Raw genomic sequence first — 13,728 nt, 5'->3', positions numbered from 1 at the left:
CAGCCATGACCGAGCTTGTGGAACACGGAAAGCTGTTCATCGGCGGGGAGTGGGCCGATCCGCTCGGCAGCGACGTCATCGAGGTCGTGTCGCCGCACACCGAGCAGGTCATCGGGCGGGTCCCGCACGCCTCACCGGCGGATGTCGACCGGGCGGTGGCCGCCGCCCGCGAGGCCTTCGACGAGGGGCCCTGGCCGCGGATGACGCTCGACGAGCGGATCTCCGTCATCACCAGGATCAAGGACGCGATCGCGGTACGGCACGAGGAGATAGCCCGCTCCATCAGCGCGCAGAACGGCTCTCCGTACTCGTGGAGCGTGCTCGCGCAGGCGCTCGGCGCGATGATGGTGTGGGACGCGGCGATCACCGTCGCGCGCGGATATCCGCACGAGGAGCAGCGGGCCGGAGTGCTCGGGCCGATCCTCGTACGGCGTGAGCCGGTGGGCGTCGTGGCGGCCGTGATTCCCTGGAACGTCCCGCAGTTCACGGCCGCGGCCAAGCTCGGCCCGGCGCTGCTGGCCGGCTGCACGGTGGTGCTCAAGCCATCGCCCGAGTCACCCCTGGACTCGTACATCCTCGCCGGGATCGCGCAGGAGGCCGGGCTGCCCAAGGGTGTGCTCTCGATCCTCCCCGCGGACCGCGAAGTGAGCGAGTACCTGGTCGGGCACCCCGGCGTCGACAAGGTCTCCTTCACCGGCTCGGTCGCGGCCGGCAGGCGGGTCATGGAGGTCGCGTCACGCAATCTCACCGGCGTCACACTGGAACTCGGCGGCAAGTCGGCGGCGGTGATCCTGCCGGACGCGGACCTGGAGTCGGCGGTGGCCGGGATCGTCCCGGCGGCCTGGATGAACAACGGGCAGGCGTGCGTGGCCCAGAGCCGTATCCTCGCGCCGCGCAGCCGCTACGACGAGATGGCGGAGGCGTTCGCCGCCGCGGCGAGCGCCCTGGTGGTCGGCGACCCGCTCGACGCGGCGACGCAGGTCGGGCCGCTGGTGGCCCGCCGCCAGCAGCAGCGCTCGCTCGACTACATCCGGATCGGGCAGGAAGAAGGCGCCAAGATACTCACGGGCGGCGGGCGTCCGGCCGGTCTTGAGCAGGGCTGGTACGTGGAGCCGACACTCTTCGGCGGCGTCGACAACTCCATGCGCGTCGCCCGCGAGGAGATCTTCGGCCCGGTGATCTGTCTGCTGCCGTACGGGGACGAGAACGAGGCGGCGAAGATCGCGAACGACTCCGACTTCGGGCTCAGCGGCAGCGTCTGGACGACCGACGTCGAGCGCGGCATCGACTTCGCGCGGCGGATCAGGACGGGGACGTACAACGTCGATACATTCAGCCTCGACATGCTCGGGCCGTTCGGCGGCTACAAGAACTCGGGCCTGGGGCGGGAGTTCGGGCCCGAGGGCTACGGCGAGTACCTGGAGCACAAGATGATCCATCTGCCGGCCGGGTACGGAGAGAACTGAGGAGAGAAGTCATGGGAGACCGCTGGCACGTCGAGGTCGACCGGAGCGTCTGCATCGGCTCGGGCATGTGCGTGAGCCATGCCCCGGACGGTTTCGCACTCGACTCGGCCCGGCAGTCGCATCCGCGGGACGCCGACACCGACGCCCACGAGATGATCCTCGCGGCGGCCGAGAACTGCCCGGTCGAGGCGATCGCCATCACCCTGCTGGAGAGCGGGGAACCGGTCTTCCCGCCCGAGGAGTAGCGGAGCGGCGCGACGAACCCCGGGCCGGGCCATGGCCCGGGGTTCGTCGCGCCGGGTGACCGGGAAGGCTTCGAGGTGGACCGTAGGCACTCGCCTGCCTGCGGCTCGCCCTTGCCCATGCCGCGCCGCGCGCCTCATGCCGCTCGTGCGGCTCGTGCCGCTCGGTAAGGCGACCTGCCACCTCGACCCGGCGGCCGAGGCGCGCGCCGGGCGGATGTCCGCCGCCCGGCCCGGCGGCACGCCGATGTGTCGTCGCGCACCGGACCGGCTCGACTCGCCGGCCGCGTGCTGGTGATGGACGGGACGCACGCGGAGTACGGCACCACGAGGAGCCGCCGGCCCGCTCGTCCTGCTACCGCGAACCGACAGGGCCTTCGCAGGGTTCTCACACCCAGCCCTCGCCCTGGGAGATCCTTATGGCGTCGACCCGGTTGCGCGCGCCGGTCTTACGGGTGATGGCCGCCATGTAGTTGCGCACCGTGCCGTTGGACAGATGGAGACTGTTCGCTATGTCGGTGATCGAGGCTCCCTCGGCGGCCAGTGACAGCACATTCAACTCCCGCTTGGTCAGCGGAATCTGAGATGCGCGCAGAAAGCCGAAGCCCAGTGAGTCGTCGACGAAACGTTCCCCCCCGGCCACCTTGCGGATGGCGGCGATCAGATTCTCGGGCGTGCCCTCATTGTCGACAAAACCACAGGCGTGCGCCTCGACCGCCCGCCGGAGCGGACCTGGCCGGTTTGCGTTGGCAAGGACCAGCAACGGTCTTCTTCCCGTACCGGTCCGGCCTTCCGGCAGCTCGCCGAGCGGCGCGATGCCGTACGACTCGGAACAGTCCAGGTCCACCGCGCACACGTCGGGGCGGAGTAATCGCGCCCGGCCCGGCGCACTGCGCCAGGGCGCGTCGTAGACCTCCAGGTCGGGCTCTCCGGCGAGTCTCTCCGCCAGCGCCGACCGCAACATACCGACATCGTGCACGAGAAGTACCCGGATCACGTTCTGTCCCCCATCAGTTGACCGCTCACCGCTCACCGGATGCCCCGTCCGGCGCGAACGAACATTCTTGGCTGGCTTTCCTCCTCATGCAGTCGCAGAACAAGCCAAGAGGGGGCAAGGGGGGCGCACGTACCGCGCGTGAACCCCGGAGTGTGTCACCGGCGCACGCGCGTTGCCTTCGAGACCCCTGGGGTGATCGAACGGGAGTCCGGCTCGCCTGCGGCCGGTTGGCGAGGGACGTGCGCGGGACGCGGTGGGCGGCCGCGACCACCGGTGTGGCGGGAAGTGTCCGGCGAACTCCGGCCTGATGGCCCGGCCCCGGCGCGGTGCCCGAAAGCCGTCTAGCCCCGGCCCTTGACCGGCCCGGGCGGGGTCGTCAGATCGATCAGCCGGCACACCGTCTCGATGTCGATCTTCACCTGTGCGATCGAGGCGCGCCCCGATAGCCAGGTGATCAGCGCCGAGTGCCAGGTGTGCTCGATCACGCGGACCGCGGAGAGCTGCTCGGGCGTCGGATTCTCCAGCCTCATGGCGTCCAGGATGATCGCCGTGGTCTGGCGGGAGACCGTGTCCACCTCGGGGCTGACGCTGCGGTCCGCGAAGGTCAGCGCCCGCACCATCGCGTCCGCGAGATGCGGTTCGCGCTGGAGCGCGCGGAAGGCCCGCATCAGAGTCTCGGCAACCCGTTCCGCCGCGCTGTCCCCGCCCGGCGGCTTCTTCCGCAGAGTCGTGTGCATGTGCTGGAGCTGGTCCTGCATCGTGGCGACCAGCAGATGGATCTTGGAGGGGAAGTAGCGGTAGAGCGTGCCGAGCGCGACGCTCGAGGACTCGGCGACCTCGCGCATCTGTACCGCGTCGAAGCCGCCGCGGCTGGCCAGCTGAGCGCTGGCGTGCAGGATGCGACGCCGGCGCGCCTCCTGGCGTTCCGTCAGGGGCGGCGACGCGGGCACCACCGGCTTGGCTTCGGCTGTCATATGTCCCGTTCCATGCACGAGTCCGGATCGCACAGCATGGCAGGGCCTCCGTCGTGGCGCGAATCACCTGATCCGGCCCTTACAGCAGCGCTACCTGCCGGTAGATTCGAAGCTCCTTGAGCGATCAAGTCTGAAACTTGTTCTAGATTAGCGCGAGCGGTTACGCTCCGGCGAAAAGGCAGTGAGAAGGGGGCCGTGAGTGACCGCTGAGGCCATAGAGGCCGGCCCTCGTACGGGCAGGTCAGGCGGCGGTGACGAGCCGCTGCGCATCGCGCTCCTCACCTACAAGGGCAACCCCTTCTGCGGCGGCCAGGGCGTCTATGTACGGCACCTCTCGCGCGAGCTCGCCCGCCTCGGCCACAGCGTCGAGGTGATCGGCGCGCAGCCCTTTCCCGTACTGGACGACGGCGTGCCGCTCACCGAGCTGGGCAGCCTCGACCTGTACCGGAGCCCGGACCCGTTCCGTACGCCGAAGCGCGACGAGTACCGCGACTGGATCGACGCGCTCGAGGTCGCGACCATGTGGACCGGCGGCTTTCCGGAGCCGCTCACCTTCTCGCTGCGCGCCCGGCGCCATCTGGCCGCGCGGCGTGGTGAGTTCGACGTCATCCACGACAACCAGACGCTCGGGTACGGGCTGCTCGGCGACCTCGGCGCACCGCTGGTCACCACCATCCACCACCCGATCACCGTCGACCGGCAGCTGGACCTGGACGCGGCGGACGGCTGGCGCAGGCGCGCATCCGTACGCCGCTGGTACGGCTTCACGCGGATGCAGAAGCGGGTCGCGCGCCGACTGCCTTCGGTGCTCACCGTCTCCGGTTCCTCGCAGCAGGAGATCGTCGATCACCTCGGCGTACGAGCCGACCGCGTCCATGTCGTCCATATCGGGGCCGACACCGACCTCTTCTCGCCAAATCCGGCGGTCGCGGAGATCCCCGGCCGGATCGTCACCACCTCCAGCGCGGACGTCCCGCTCAAGGGCCTGGTCCATCTTGTCGAGGCCCTGGCGAAGGTCCGTACGGAGCATCCCGCCGCGCATCTCGTCGTCGTCGGCAAGCGCGCGGAGGACGGACCCGTCGCGCAGCTGATCGAGCGGTACGGCCTCGAGGACGCCGTCGAGTTCGTCAAGGGCATCTCCGACGCCGAACTGGTCGACCTGGTGCGCAGTGCGCAAATCGCGTGTGTGCCATCGCTGTACGAGGGCTTCTCGCTGCCCGCCGCGGAGGCGATGGCGACGGGCACACCGCTTCTCGCCACGACCGGCGGCGCGATCCCCGAGGTCGCGGGCCCGGACGGGGAGACCTGCCTGGCCGTGCCGCCGGGCGACGCGGGTGCGCTCGCCGCGGCTCTGGGCAGGCTGCTGAGTGACGAGGCGCTGCGCGTACGGCTGGGGGCGGCGGGCCGGGAGCGGGTGCTGGCGCGGTTCACCTGGAGGCAGGCGGCGATCGGTACGGCCGAGCACTACCGCGAGGCGATCGCCACCCGCGAGCCCCGGTCCGCGGCGCGGGGGGCCGCCCGGTGACCCGCCTCCACCAGGCGCGGCGTGCCCGGGCCGGTACCGGTTCCCGGCATCCCCTGCGCCCCGCGCCACAGGCACCGGCCCCCTCCGCGGCCCGGAGTCCCGGCCGCCCCGCGGCCATAAGTGTGGGCCGCAGGCTCACGAATCCGGACCGCACTGCGGACCCGCGTACTCGAACCCCCGACCGCGAAAGCAGGTCTTCGTGCTGACCGTCGACTTCTCCCGCTTCCCGCTCGCCGCAGGCGACCGCGTGCTCGATCTGGGCTGCGGCGCAGGCCGGCACGCGTTCGAGTGCTACCGGCGCGGTGCGCAGGTCGTGGCCCTCGACCAGAACGGCGAGGAGATCCGCGAGGTCGCGAAGTGGTTCGCCGCGATGAAGGAGGCCGGGGAGGCCCCGGAGGGTGCCACCGCCACGGCCATGGAGGGCGACGCACTCAATCTGCCGTTCCCCGACGAATCCTTCGACGTCGTGATCATCTCCGAGGTCATGGAGCACATCCCGGACGACAAGGGTGTGCTGGCCGAGATGGTGCGGGTGCTGAGGCCCGGCGGGCGGATCGCCGTCACGGTGCCGCGCTACGGCCCCGAGAAGATCTGCTGGGCGCTGAGCGACGCATACCACGAGGTCGAGGGCGGCCATATCCGTATCTACAAGGCCGACGAGCTGCTCGGCAAGATGAAGGAAGCCGGCCTCAAGCCGTACGGCACGCACCACGCACACGCGCTGCACTCGCCTTACTGGTGGCTCAAGTGCGCCTTCGGCGTCGACAACGACAAGGCCCTGCCGGTCAAGGCGTACCACCAGCTGCTGGTCTGGGACATCATGAAGAAGCCGCTGGCCACGCGGCTCGCCGAGCAGGCGCTCAACCCGCTGATCGGCAAGAGCTTCGTGGCGTACGCGACCAAGCCGCACCTGCCCGCAGTGGCCGCCAAGTGACTGTGTCCAGGAGCGGCCCCGGCCGTACAGAACACCTTGTCCTGCCCGGGGTCCTCACATCGGAGGAAGCCCTCGAGACCGTTGCCGGGATACTCGCCCTGCAGCGCGAGGACGGCGCGATCCCGTGGTTCAGAGGGCATCACCTCGACCCGTGGGACCACACCGAGGCGGCCATGGCGCTGGACGCTGCGGGCGAGCACGAGGCCGCGGCCCGCGCTTACGAATGGCTGAGGCGGCATCAGAACGCGGACGGATCCTGGTACGCCGCGTACCACGACGGCGAGGCGGACCGGCCCACCGACCGCGGCCGTGAGAGCAACTTCTGCGCGTACATCGCCGTCGGCGTCTGGCACCACTACCTGGCCACCGGCGACGAGATGTTCCTCGACCGGATGTGGCCGGCCGTCTTCGCCGCGATCGAGTTCGTACTGGCGCTGCAGCAGCCCGGCGGCCAGATCGGCTGGAAGCGGGAGGCGGACGGAACACCGGTCAATGACGCGCTGCTGACGGGTAGTTCGTCGGTCCACCAGGCACTGCGCTGCGCGCTGGCGATCGCCGAGGAGCGCGAGGAGCCGCAACCCGACTGGGAGCTTGCGGCGGGCGCCCTCGCGCATGCGATCCGCCGGCACCCCGAGCGTTTTCTCGACAAGAGCCGCTACTCGATGGACTGGTACTACCCCGTCCTCGGCGGTGCGCTGACCGGCCCGGAGGCCAAGTCCCGTATCGAGGAAGGCTGGGACGACTTCGTCGTACCGGGCCTCGGCGTACGGTGCGTGCTGCCCAACCCGTGGGTGACCGGCGGGGAGAGCTGCGAACTCGCCCTGGCGCTGTGGGTGATGGGCGAGTCCGACCGGGCGCTGGAGATCCTTCAGTCCATCCAGCATCTGCGCGCCGAGGGCGGTATGTACTGGACGGGGTACGTCTTCGAGGGAGACCGGGCCATGTGGCCGGAGGAACTCACCACCTGGACAGCGGGTTCGCTGCTGCTGGCGGTGGCCGCCCTCGGGGGCGATGAGGCGACCACCGCGGTCTTCAGCGGGGAGCGACTGCCGAAGGGGCTCGTTCCCGACTGCTGCTAGGGGCCGGAGACGGGGCTCCGCCCCGGGCCGCGCCTCCTCGAGCGCCGAGGGGCAATGTCAGCCCCTCGGCGCCGCGCTCGAGGACATGCTCTAGTGGCGTCGCAGCCGGCCCGCCACCGCGTGGCCGATGAAGAGGTACACCACCGCCGCCAGGCCGTAGCCGGCGACGACACGCGCCCAGGCTTCGTCGAAGGTGAACAGGTCGTAGGACCAGCCGGCGAGCCAGCGCGCGGTGTCCTGGACGAAGTTCACCAGGTCGTTGGCGCGGTTGGCGTCCAGCAGGTACATCAGGATCCAGAGGCCGAGGATGACGGCCATGACATCGGCAACGATCATGATGACCGTCGCGGCCTGATTCGTTCCGTTGTGATGACGAGGACTCATGGGCATCGGGTTACCGCTTGTGAGCGTGTGAAACCATTCAGGCTCTTCCGGATGCTTCCGCATGGTGGCAGGCGGCAATCGCCCGGCGCAGACGCGGAGCGGGGCTAGGAGTTCAGCTCCGCCAGGACGCGCAGGGTGTGCGGGTCCGGAGCGGTCACCAGCAGGTCCGTGACCGGGCCCTTGCGCCACAACTCCAGGCGTTCCGCGATCCGCTCACGCGGACCGACCAGCGAGATCTCGTCGGCGAAGGCGTCGGGGACGGCATGGACGGCTTCGTCGCGGCGGCCGTCGGCGAACAGCTGCTGGATACGGCGGGCCTCGGACTCGAAGCCCATCCGGGCCATCAGATCGGCGTGGAAGTTCCGCGCCGCGTGGCCCATACCGCCGATGTAGAAGCCGAGCATCGCCTTCACGGGCAGCAGGCCCTCCGCCACATCCGCACAGACCGTGGAGCGGACCATCGGCGCGATCATGAACCCGTCGGAGATGCCGCTGAGCGAGGCCTCGTAGACGTCCGTGCGCATCGGCGACCAGTACAGCGGCAGCCAGCCGTCGGCGATACGCGCCGTCTGGGCGATGTTCTTCGGACCCTCCGCGCCCAGCAGCAGCGGCAGCCCGGCGCGCAGCGGATGCGTGATCGGCTTGAGCGCTTTGCCGATGCCGGTGGCGTCCTCTCCTCGGTACGGATGGGAGTGGAAGCGGCCCGCCAGTTCAACAGGGGCCTCGCGCCTGAGGACTTGGCGGATCACATCGACGTACTCGCGGGTCGCCGTCAGCGGGCTCCTCGGGAACGGCCGGCCGTACCAGCCCTCCACCACCTGCGGCCCCGACAGCCCGAGTCCGAGCATCATCCGGCCGCCGGACAGGTGGTCCAGGGTGAGTGCGTGCATCGCGGTGGCGGTGGGCGTACGGGCGGCCATCTGCGCCACCGCCGTGCCGAGTCGGATCCGGGTGGTGTGCGCCGCGATCCAGGTCAGCGGGGTGAAGGCGTCGGAACCCCAGGCCTCCGCCGTCCACACGGAGTCGTAGCCCAGGCGCTCGGCCTCGCGCGCGAGATCGAGATGGGCGGGGTCGGGGCCGCGGCCCCAGTAGCCGAGAGCGAGTCCGAGTCGCATGCCGTGTCCCCTCCAGCGATACGTTTCTGACGACTCGTCAGGGTACGTCGGCGGCCCCCCGCCCGGAAGGGCGAGGGGCCGCTGTGCGGACCGTTTGCGCAGCCGCTTGCGCGGTGTGCGTCAGCCGCGCTGGATGCCCGAGGTGTCCTGCAGCACGCCACGACGGCCGTCCTGCGTCTGGGCCACCAGGCCGGGACCGCGCTGCTCGACCGCGAGGTACCAGGTGCCGGGAGCGAGCTCGGCGATCGGCGTCGGCGAACCGTCCTCGCCGTACAGCGGACGGGCCACCGGCACCGCGAACCAGAACGGCGTGAAGTCCGAGGCGCCACCGGCGTTCTGCGGCGCGGCCGGGGCCGACTGCTGCTGGCCCGGCTGGGCGCCGTAGGGCTGGGGCTGGCCGGGCTGCGCGCCGTAGGGCTGCTGCTGGGCACCCGGGTAGCCGTAGCCGCCGGCCATACCGGGCTGCGCGCCGTACGGCTGCGCGGCCGGCTTCGGGGCGCCGAGGAGCGGGGCCTTGAATGCCGGGACGATGAGCGAGCAGACCGCACCGGCGGCCAGGACGAGCGCGGCGATGAAGCCGAGGATGAGGCCGGTGCCGGCGTCGACACTGCTGCCGACATCCAGGGAGCCCGCCGGGTCGAAGATCGCGCCGAGCGAGCTCCACGCCGTGAAGACGGTCAGGGCGACGCCGAGCTGGCCGAGGTCGAGCCCGATGACCTTCGGCGGCTGCGGCAGCCCGCGCGAAATGACGATCAGTGCGGCGCCGATGATGCCGGCCAAGTAGACACCCAGGAGCAGGGAACCGTTGTCCCAGGCGTTCGGCACGCCGTCGCAGTTGCTGCCGGAGCAGTCGAACGTGTCGAGGAACGAGGCGATGAACAGCAACACCGCTGCTCCGATCACCACGCCATCGCCTCGAGTGAGGGAGCGGATGTTCACGTAAAAGTCCTTCGTCGGTCGTGTCATCGGGGCGGTCGTCGCTGCCGCCGTTGCGGCGGTGTGCACGGCACGGAGCTCGGGGGTGACTCCCCATCGTAGAGGTGAATCTATCGTCTGCCCGATCCGGCCGTCTGCCGGGTGCAGGAGTTACCGGTCGAGGTAGCTGCTGATGCCGTCCGCCATTCCCTGTGCCGCTTTCTGGCGCCAGTTGGAGCTTGTCAGCAGAGCGGCATCCTTCGGGTCACGCATATTGCCGCATTCGATGAACACCTTGGGCACTGTGGACAGGTTGAGGCCGCCGAGATCCTCGCGTACGTCCAACCCCGTTCCGTCGCCCACATAGTTGGAGGGCGCGCTGCCGGTCGCGCGTACGAACTTTCCGGCGATCCGCTCGCCGAGGTCGCGCGAGGGGCCGACGATTTTCGCGGTGTCCGCCGCACCCGCCTTGACCAGGGCCGGAAGGATCACATGGAAGCCGCGGTTGCCGGTGGCCGAGCCGTCGGCGTGAATGGAGATCACCGCATCGGCCCCGGCCTTGTTGCCGATGCGTGCCCGTTCATCCACACAGGGGCCGAACGGCCGGTCGTCGGTGTGAGTGAATTTCACCGTCGCGCCCTGCTTCTCGAGCAGCGTGCGAAGACGTTGTGACACATCGAGGCTGAATTCGGCTTCGGTGTAACCGGCGTTGGTGGACGTGCCCGTCGTGTCGCATTCCTTGCGATTGGTTCCGATATCCACGAGTTTGTTGATTTCGCTCGTGTGCTGGAAATTGCCGGGATTGTGTCCTGGGTCGACGACCACCACCCTGCCGGCGAGCGGTCCCGACGCTCCGGGCTTTCCCTTCGACGGCGACGGCGACGGCGACGGCGAGGGCGAGGCGGTGGTGGAGCTGGCGGACGGCGACGGAGTGGCCGGAGGAGCGGGCTTGCCGACGGCGGCCGACCGGCTCGGCAGCGCCTTCGGCGGCTCGTTCTCGTCCGGGCCGCTCATCGACTCCCAGACGAGCCAGCCCGCCAGCGCGGTCGGCACCAGCGCGGCAATCGCGATCGTGAGATTGCCGCGGCCGGAGCGGCGCGGCGGTGTGGGAGGCCAGTTCTCGTCGTACGACACCCTCGCGATGCTAGCCCGGCCGCTCAGATCCCCGTTCCGGTACGCCGCAGGACGCGCAGTGAGCCGGTCACCGAGACCTCGGTGAACGCGCCGGACGCGAGTGCCCTGAGGTAGACGCGGTACGGGGCCTGACCGGTCCACTCGTCGACCGGGTCGGGGAAGACGTCGTGGATCACCAGCAGGCCGCCGTCGGCGACATGCGGCGCCCAGCCCTCGTAGTCGCCGCCCGCGTGCTCGTCGGTGTGGCCGCCGTCGATGAAGACCAGGCCGAGCGGTGTGCCCCAGATCTTCGCGACCTGCGGGGAGCGGCCGACGACGGCGATGACGTGGTCCTCGAGGCCGGCCTTGTGCAGGGTGCGGCGGAAGGTCGGCAGCGTGTCCATCTCGCCGACCTCCGGGTCGACGACGCTCGGGTCGTGGTAATCCCAGCCCGGCTGCTGCTCCTCGCTGCCCCGGTGGTGGTCGACCGTGACGGCCGTCGTGCCCGCCTCGCGGGCGGCGTCGGCGAGCAGGATGGTCGAGCGCCCGCAGTAGGTGCCCACCTCGAGCAGCGGCAGCCCGAGCGCGCCCGCCTCCGCCGCGGCCGCGTAGAGGGCGAGGCCCTCGGTCACGGGCATGAAGCCCTTGGCCGCCTCGAAGGCGGCGAGGGTCTCCGGCTTGGGCGCGGCGGCCATGGTTCCTCCAGGTCGTACAGGTGTCCTGGCCGCCCATGGTGCCGTATCCCGTGCGCGGCACGGACAGGAAGGCCGTCGTCTGACCTACCATCAGATTGGAACGTGTTCTAGTCTGCCGCCCATGGGCATCGGAATCACGCGGGAGCAGCGGGAGTTGGCCCGGTCCGTACGCGGCTGGCTGGCACGCGCCGTGCCGCCCGAAGAGGTGCGCAAACATCTCGATGTGCCCTCCAGCGGGGTCGGCCGCCCCGGCCACTGGGACGGCGCCGCCGAGCAGGGGCTCCTCGGCGTGCATCTCCGCGAGGAGTACGGCGGCGGAGGCGGCACGCTCCTCGATCTGGCCGTCGTTCTGGAGGAGACAGGACGGGGCGTGCTGCCGGGGCCGTATCTCGTGAGCGTCCTCGCCTCCGAGATACTGCGGCGCTCGGGCCGGGACGAACTCGTCGCCGCGCTCGCGGACGGCCGGCGGATCGGTGCCGTGGCGCTCGGGACCGGCACGCTCACCGCCGTCGCCGTCGACGGCGGCTATCTGCTCGACGGGACCGCACCGCCCGTCCTCGCGGGAACGCAGGCCGATCTGCTGCTGCTCGCCACGGAGACGGCGCACGGCACGGTCTGGGCCGCCGTGGACGCGGAAGCGCTCGCGATACGCGCCCATGAGAGCGCCGATCCGACCCGGCCGACCGCCGAGGTGGCGGCGCACGGAGTCGTCGTCCCGCAGCCGCGGGTCCTCACGGTCGACACCGCGCTCGTACGGGATCTGGCCGCCGTGCTCTTCGCGGCGGAGGCCTGCGGGGTGGCGGCACGGTCGCTGGAGATCGCCGCGGAGTACGCGAAGGTGCGCGAGCAGTTCGGGCAGCCCATCGGGCGGTTCCAGGCGATCAAGCATCTCTGCGCCGACATGCTGGTGCGCGTCGAGCAGGCGAGGGCGCTGACGTGGGACGCGGCGCGCGCGGTGGACGAGAACCCGGGCGTACGGGGCCTGGTGGCCTCGCTCGCCGCCGGAAGCGCGCTGGACGCCGCGTACAGCTGCGCCAAGGACTGCATCCAGGTACTCGGCGGAATCGGCTTCACCTGGGAGCACGACGCGCATCTGTATCTGCGGCGGGCGCTTGTCGCGCGTCAGCTGCTGGGACCCGGCGACAGCCACCGGCTGCGGGCCGTGCGGCTCGCGGCACGGGGAGCGCGGCGCGAGCTGCGTCTCGAGCTGCCCGCGGAGGCGCAGAGGTACCGGGGTGCGGCGCGGGCGGCGGCCGAGGGCGTGCGGGGTCTCGATCCCGCTGGGGTACGCCGGGCTCTGGCCCCCACCGGGTATGCCGCCCCGCATCTGCCGAAGCCGTACGGCCGCGGCGCCGGACCCGTCGAGCAGCTCGTCGTACAGGAGGAGCTGCGGGCCGCCGGGGTGAAGACCGGCGGCCTCGGGATCGCGACCTGGGTGGTGCCCTCGCTCATCGCGTACGGGAGTCCGGCGCAGCGGGAGCGGTTCCTGGGGCCGACCCTGGGCGGCGAGCTGCGGTGGTGCCAGCTGTTCTCGGAGCCGGACGCCGGGTCCGATCTGGCGTCGCTGCGCACACGGGCCGAACGGACCGGCGACGGCTGGCGGATCACCGGCCAGAAGGTGTGGACGAGCGCCGCGCAGTGGGCCGACTACGGGATCCTGCTCGCCCGAACGAATGCGGCGGCTCCCAAGCACCAGGGACTGACGTACTTCCTCGTGGACATGAAGAACACCGAGGGGATCGACATCCGGCCGCTCAAGGAGATCACCGGGGAGTCGCTCTTCAACGAGGTGTACTTCGACGGGGCGCTGCTCCCGCACGACGCCGTGGTCGGGCAGGTCGACGACGGCTGGAAGGTCGCCCGCAACACTCTCGGCAACGAACGCGTGCACATGGCCGACCAGTTGACTTTCGACACGGGACTCGAGGCGCTGATCGCGCGGGCGCCCGAGGCTGACGGGGCCTGTCGGTCCCGTATCGGGGCCATCGCCGCCGAGGCGCACGCGCTCGCCTGCATCGGCCTGCGGACCACTCTGCAGCAGGTGTCGGGCCTGGAGCCGGGGGCGGGCGCGAGCGTACGCAAACTCCTCCAGACCTCCCATCAGCAGAAGGTCGCCGAGCTGGGTCTCGAACTGCTCGGCCCCGAGGGCGCGTTGTGCGAAGGAGCCGGTGAGCGGGCTGTGCACGGCTTCCTCATGTCGCGCTGTCTGACCATCGCGGGCGGCACCACGCAGGTCCAGCTCAATGTCGTCGCCGAGCGCATCCTCGGCCTCCCGCGGGACTGAAGGAG

General features: G+C 70.6%; 14 protein-coding genes. 7 read left to right on the top strand and 7 right to left on the bottom strand.

The features are described from left to right. Nucleotides 1-5: 5 nt before the first annotated feature. The 3 genes from OG966_RS12510 to OG966_RS12500 all read left to right on the top strand — a co-directional run bounded on the left by OG966_RS12510 (nt 6) and on the right by OG966_RS12500 (nt 2,006). Complete coding sequence (locus tag OG966_RS12510) at nt 6-1,466, top strand: aldehyde dehydrogenase (RefSeq protein ID WP_326649647.1); 1,461 nt, start codon at nt 6-8, stop codon at nt 1,464-1,466. Nucleotides 1,467-1,477: 11 nt separating this feature from the next. Then, nucleotides 1,478-1,711: a ferredoxin gene (locus tag OG966_RS12505; RefSeq protein WP_326649646.1), complete on the top strand. Its 234-nt coding sequence runs from the start codon at nt 1,478-1,480 to the stop codon at nt 1,709-1,711. A gap of 145 nt (nt 1,712-1,856) precedes the next feature. Continuing rightward, the gene (locus OG966_RS12500) at nt 1,857-2,006 is read left to right on the top strand and encodes a hypothetical protein (protein WP_326649645.1); all 150 of its coding nucleotides are present in this window, start codon (nt 1,857-1,859) and stop codon (nt 2,004-2,006) included. Between the two features lie 90 nt (nt 2,007-2,096). Here the strand turns inward: OG966_RS12500 and OG966_RS12495 are convergent, their stop codons facing one another. Both OG966_RS12495 and OG966_RS12490 read right to left on the bottom strand, forming a co-directional pair. After that, nucleotides 2,097-2,672, bottom strand: a complete 576-nt coding sequence (locus tag OG966_RS12495) for a response regulator transcription factor (protein ID WP_326649643.1) — start codon at nt 2,670-2,672, stop codon at nt 2,097-2,099. Nucleotides 2,673-3,046: 374 nt separating this feature from the next. Beyond that, nucleotides 3,047-3,679 carry a TetR family transcriptional regulator gene (locus OG966_RS12490; RefSeq protein ID WP_326649641.1) on the bottom strand — a complete coding sequence of 211 codons (633 nt, stop codon included), beginning with the start codon at nt 3,677-3,679 and terminating at the stop codon, nt 3,047-3,049. A gap of 199 nt (nt 3,680-3,878) precedes the next feature. On the opposite strand from OG966_RS12490, the gene OG966_RS12485 reads away from it, so the two are divergent. The 3 genes from OG966_RS12485 to OG966_RS12475 all read left to right on the top strand — a co-directional run bounded on the left by OG966_RS12485 (nt 3,879) and on the right by OG966_RS12475 (nt 7,217). Continuing rightward, nucleotides 3,879-5,204, top strand: coding sequence for a glycosyltransferase family 4 protein (locus tag OG966_RS12485; RefSeq protein WP_326649640.1), 1,326 nt, complete (start codon nt 3,879-3,881; stop codon nt 5,202-5,204). A gap of 199 nt (nt 5,205-5,403) precedes the next feature. Next, nucleotides 5,404-6,138 (top strand): class I SAM-dependent methyltransferase, encoded by a 735-nt coding sequence (locus OG966_RS12480; RefSeq protein WP_326649639.1) that lies wholly within the window; start codon nt 5,404-5,406, stop codon nt 6,136-6,138. A 2-nt stretch (nt 6,139-6,140) separates the two neighbouring features. Beyond that, on the top strand, nt 6,141-7,217 hold the full coding sequence (locus tag OG966_RS12475; RefSeq protein ID WP_326655172.1) for a prenyltransferase: 1,077 nt from the start codon (nt 6,141-6,143) through the stop codon (nt 7,215-7,217). Between the two features lie 90 nt (nt 7,218-7,307). On the opposite strand, the gene OG966_RS12470 is transcribed toward OG966_RS12475, so the two are convergent. The 5 genes from OG966_RS12470 to OG966_RS12450 form a co-directional block, all read right to left on the bottom strand. Further along, complete coding sequence (locus tag OG966_RS12470) at nt 7,308-7,601, bottom strand: hypothetical protein (protein WP_326649638.1); 294 nt, start codon at nt 7,599-7,601, stop codon at nt 7,308-7,310. Between the two features lie 104 nt (nt 7,602-7,705). Continuing rightward, nucleotides 7,706-8,716, bottom strand: coding sequence for an LLM class F420-dependent oxidoreductase (locus OG966_RS12465; RefSeq protein ID WP_326649637.1), 1,011 nt, complete (start codon nt 8,714-8,716; stop codon nt 7,706-7,708). Between the two features lie 120 nt (nt 8,717-8,836). Further along, the gene (locus tag OG966_RS12460; protein ID WP_326649636.1) at nt 8,837-9,655 is read right to left on the bottom strand and encodes a hypothetical protein; all 819 of its coding nucleotides are present in this window, start codon (nt 9,653-9,655) and stop codon (nt 8,837-8,839) included. Nucleotides 9,656-9,802: 147 nt separating this feature from the next. Then, on the bottom strand, nt 9,803-10,765 hold the full coding sequence (locus OG966_RS12455) for an N-acetylmuramoyl-L-alanine amidase (protein WP_326649635.1): 963 nt from the start codon (nt 10,763-10,765) through the stop codon (nt 9,803-9,805). Nucleotides 10,766-10,788: 23 nt separating this feature from the next. Then, nucleotides 10,789-11,439, bottom strand: a complete 651-nt coding sequence (locus tag OG966_RS12450) for a class I SAM-dependent methyltransferase (protein WP_326649634.1) — start codon at nt 11,437-11,439, stop codon at nt 10,789-10,791. A gap of 121 nt (nt 11,440-11,560) precedes the next feature. On the opposite strand from OG966_RS12450, the gene OG966_RS12445 reads away from it, so the two are divergent. Beyond that, a complete protein-coding gene (locus OG966_RS12445) occupies nt 11,561-13,723 on the top strand; it encodes an acyl-CoA dehydrogenase (protein ID WP_326649633.1) in 2,163 nt (720 codons plus the stop codon). The last annotated feature ends 5 nt before the right edge of the window (nt 13,724-13,728 follow it).

The organism is Streptomyces sp. NBC_01750 (genome assembly GCF_035918095.1).
In the GTDB taxonomy this organism is placed as follows: domain Bacteria; phylum Actinomycetota; class Actinomycetes; order Streptomycetales; family Streptomycetaceae; genus Streptomyces.
This window is presented reverse-complemented; position numbering and strand designations above follow the sequence as displayed.

Bases quoted from the DNA above. Each gene is read 5' to 3' on its own strand.
- OG966_RS12510 (WP_326649647.1), top strand. From the start codon at position 6: ATGACCGAGCTTGTGGAACACGGAAAGCTGTTCATCGGCGGGGAGTGG.
- OG966_RS12505 (WP_326649646.1), top strand. From the start codon at position 1,478: ATGGGAGACCGCTGGCACGTCGAGGTCGACCGGAGCGTCTGCATCGGC.
- OG966_RS12495 (WP_326649643.1), bottom strand. From the start codon at position 2,672: ATGTTGCGGTCGGCGCTGGCGGAGAGACTCGCCGGAGAGCCCGACCTG.
- OG966_RS12490 (WP_326649641.1), bottom strand. From the start codon at position 3,679: ATGACAGCCGAAGCCAAGCCGGTGGTGCCCGCGTCGCCGCCCCTGACG.
- OG966_RS12470 (WP_326649638.1), bottom strand. From the start codon at position 7,601: ATGAGTCCTCGTCATCACAACGGAACGAATCAGGCCGCGACGGTCATC.
- OG966_RS12465 (WP_326649637.1), bottom strand. From the start codon at position 8,716: ATGCGACTCGGACTCGCTCTCGGCTACTGGGGCCGCGGCCCCGACCCC.
- OG966_RS12450 (WP_326649634.1), bottom strand. From the start codon at position 11,439: ATGGCCGCCGCGCCCAAGCCGGAGACCCTCGCCGCCTTCGAGGCGGCC.
- OG966_RS12445 (WP_326649633.1), top strand. From the start codon at position 11,561: ATGGGCATCGGAATCACGCGGGAGCAGCGGGAGTTGGCCCGGTCCGTA.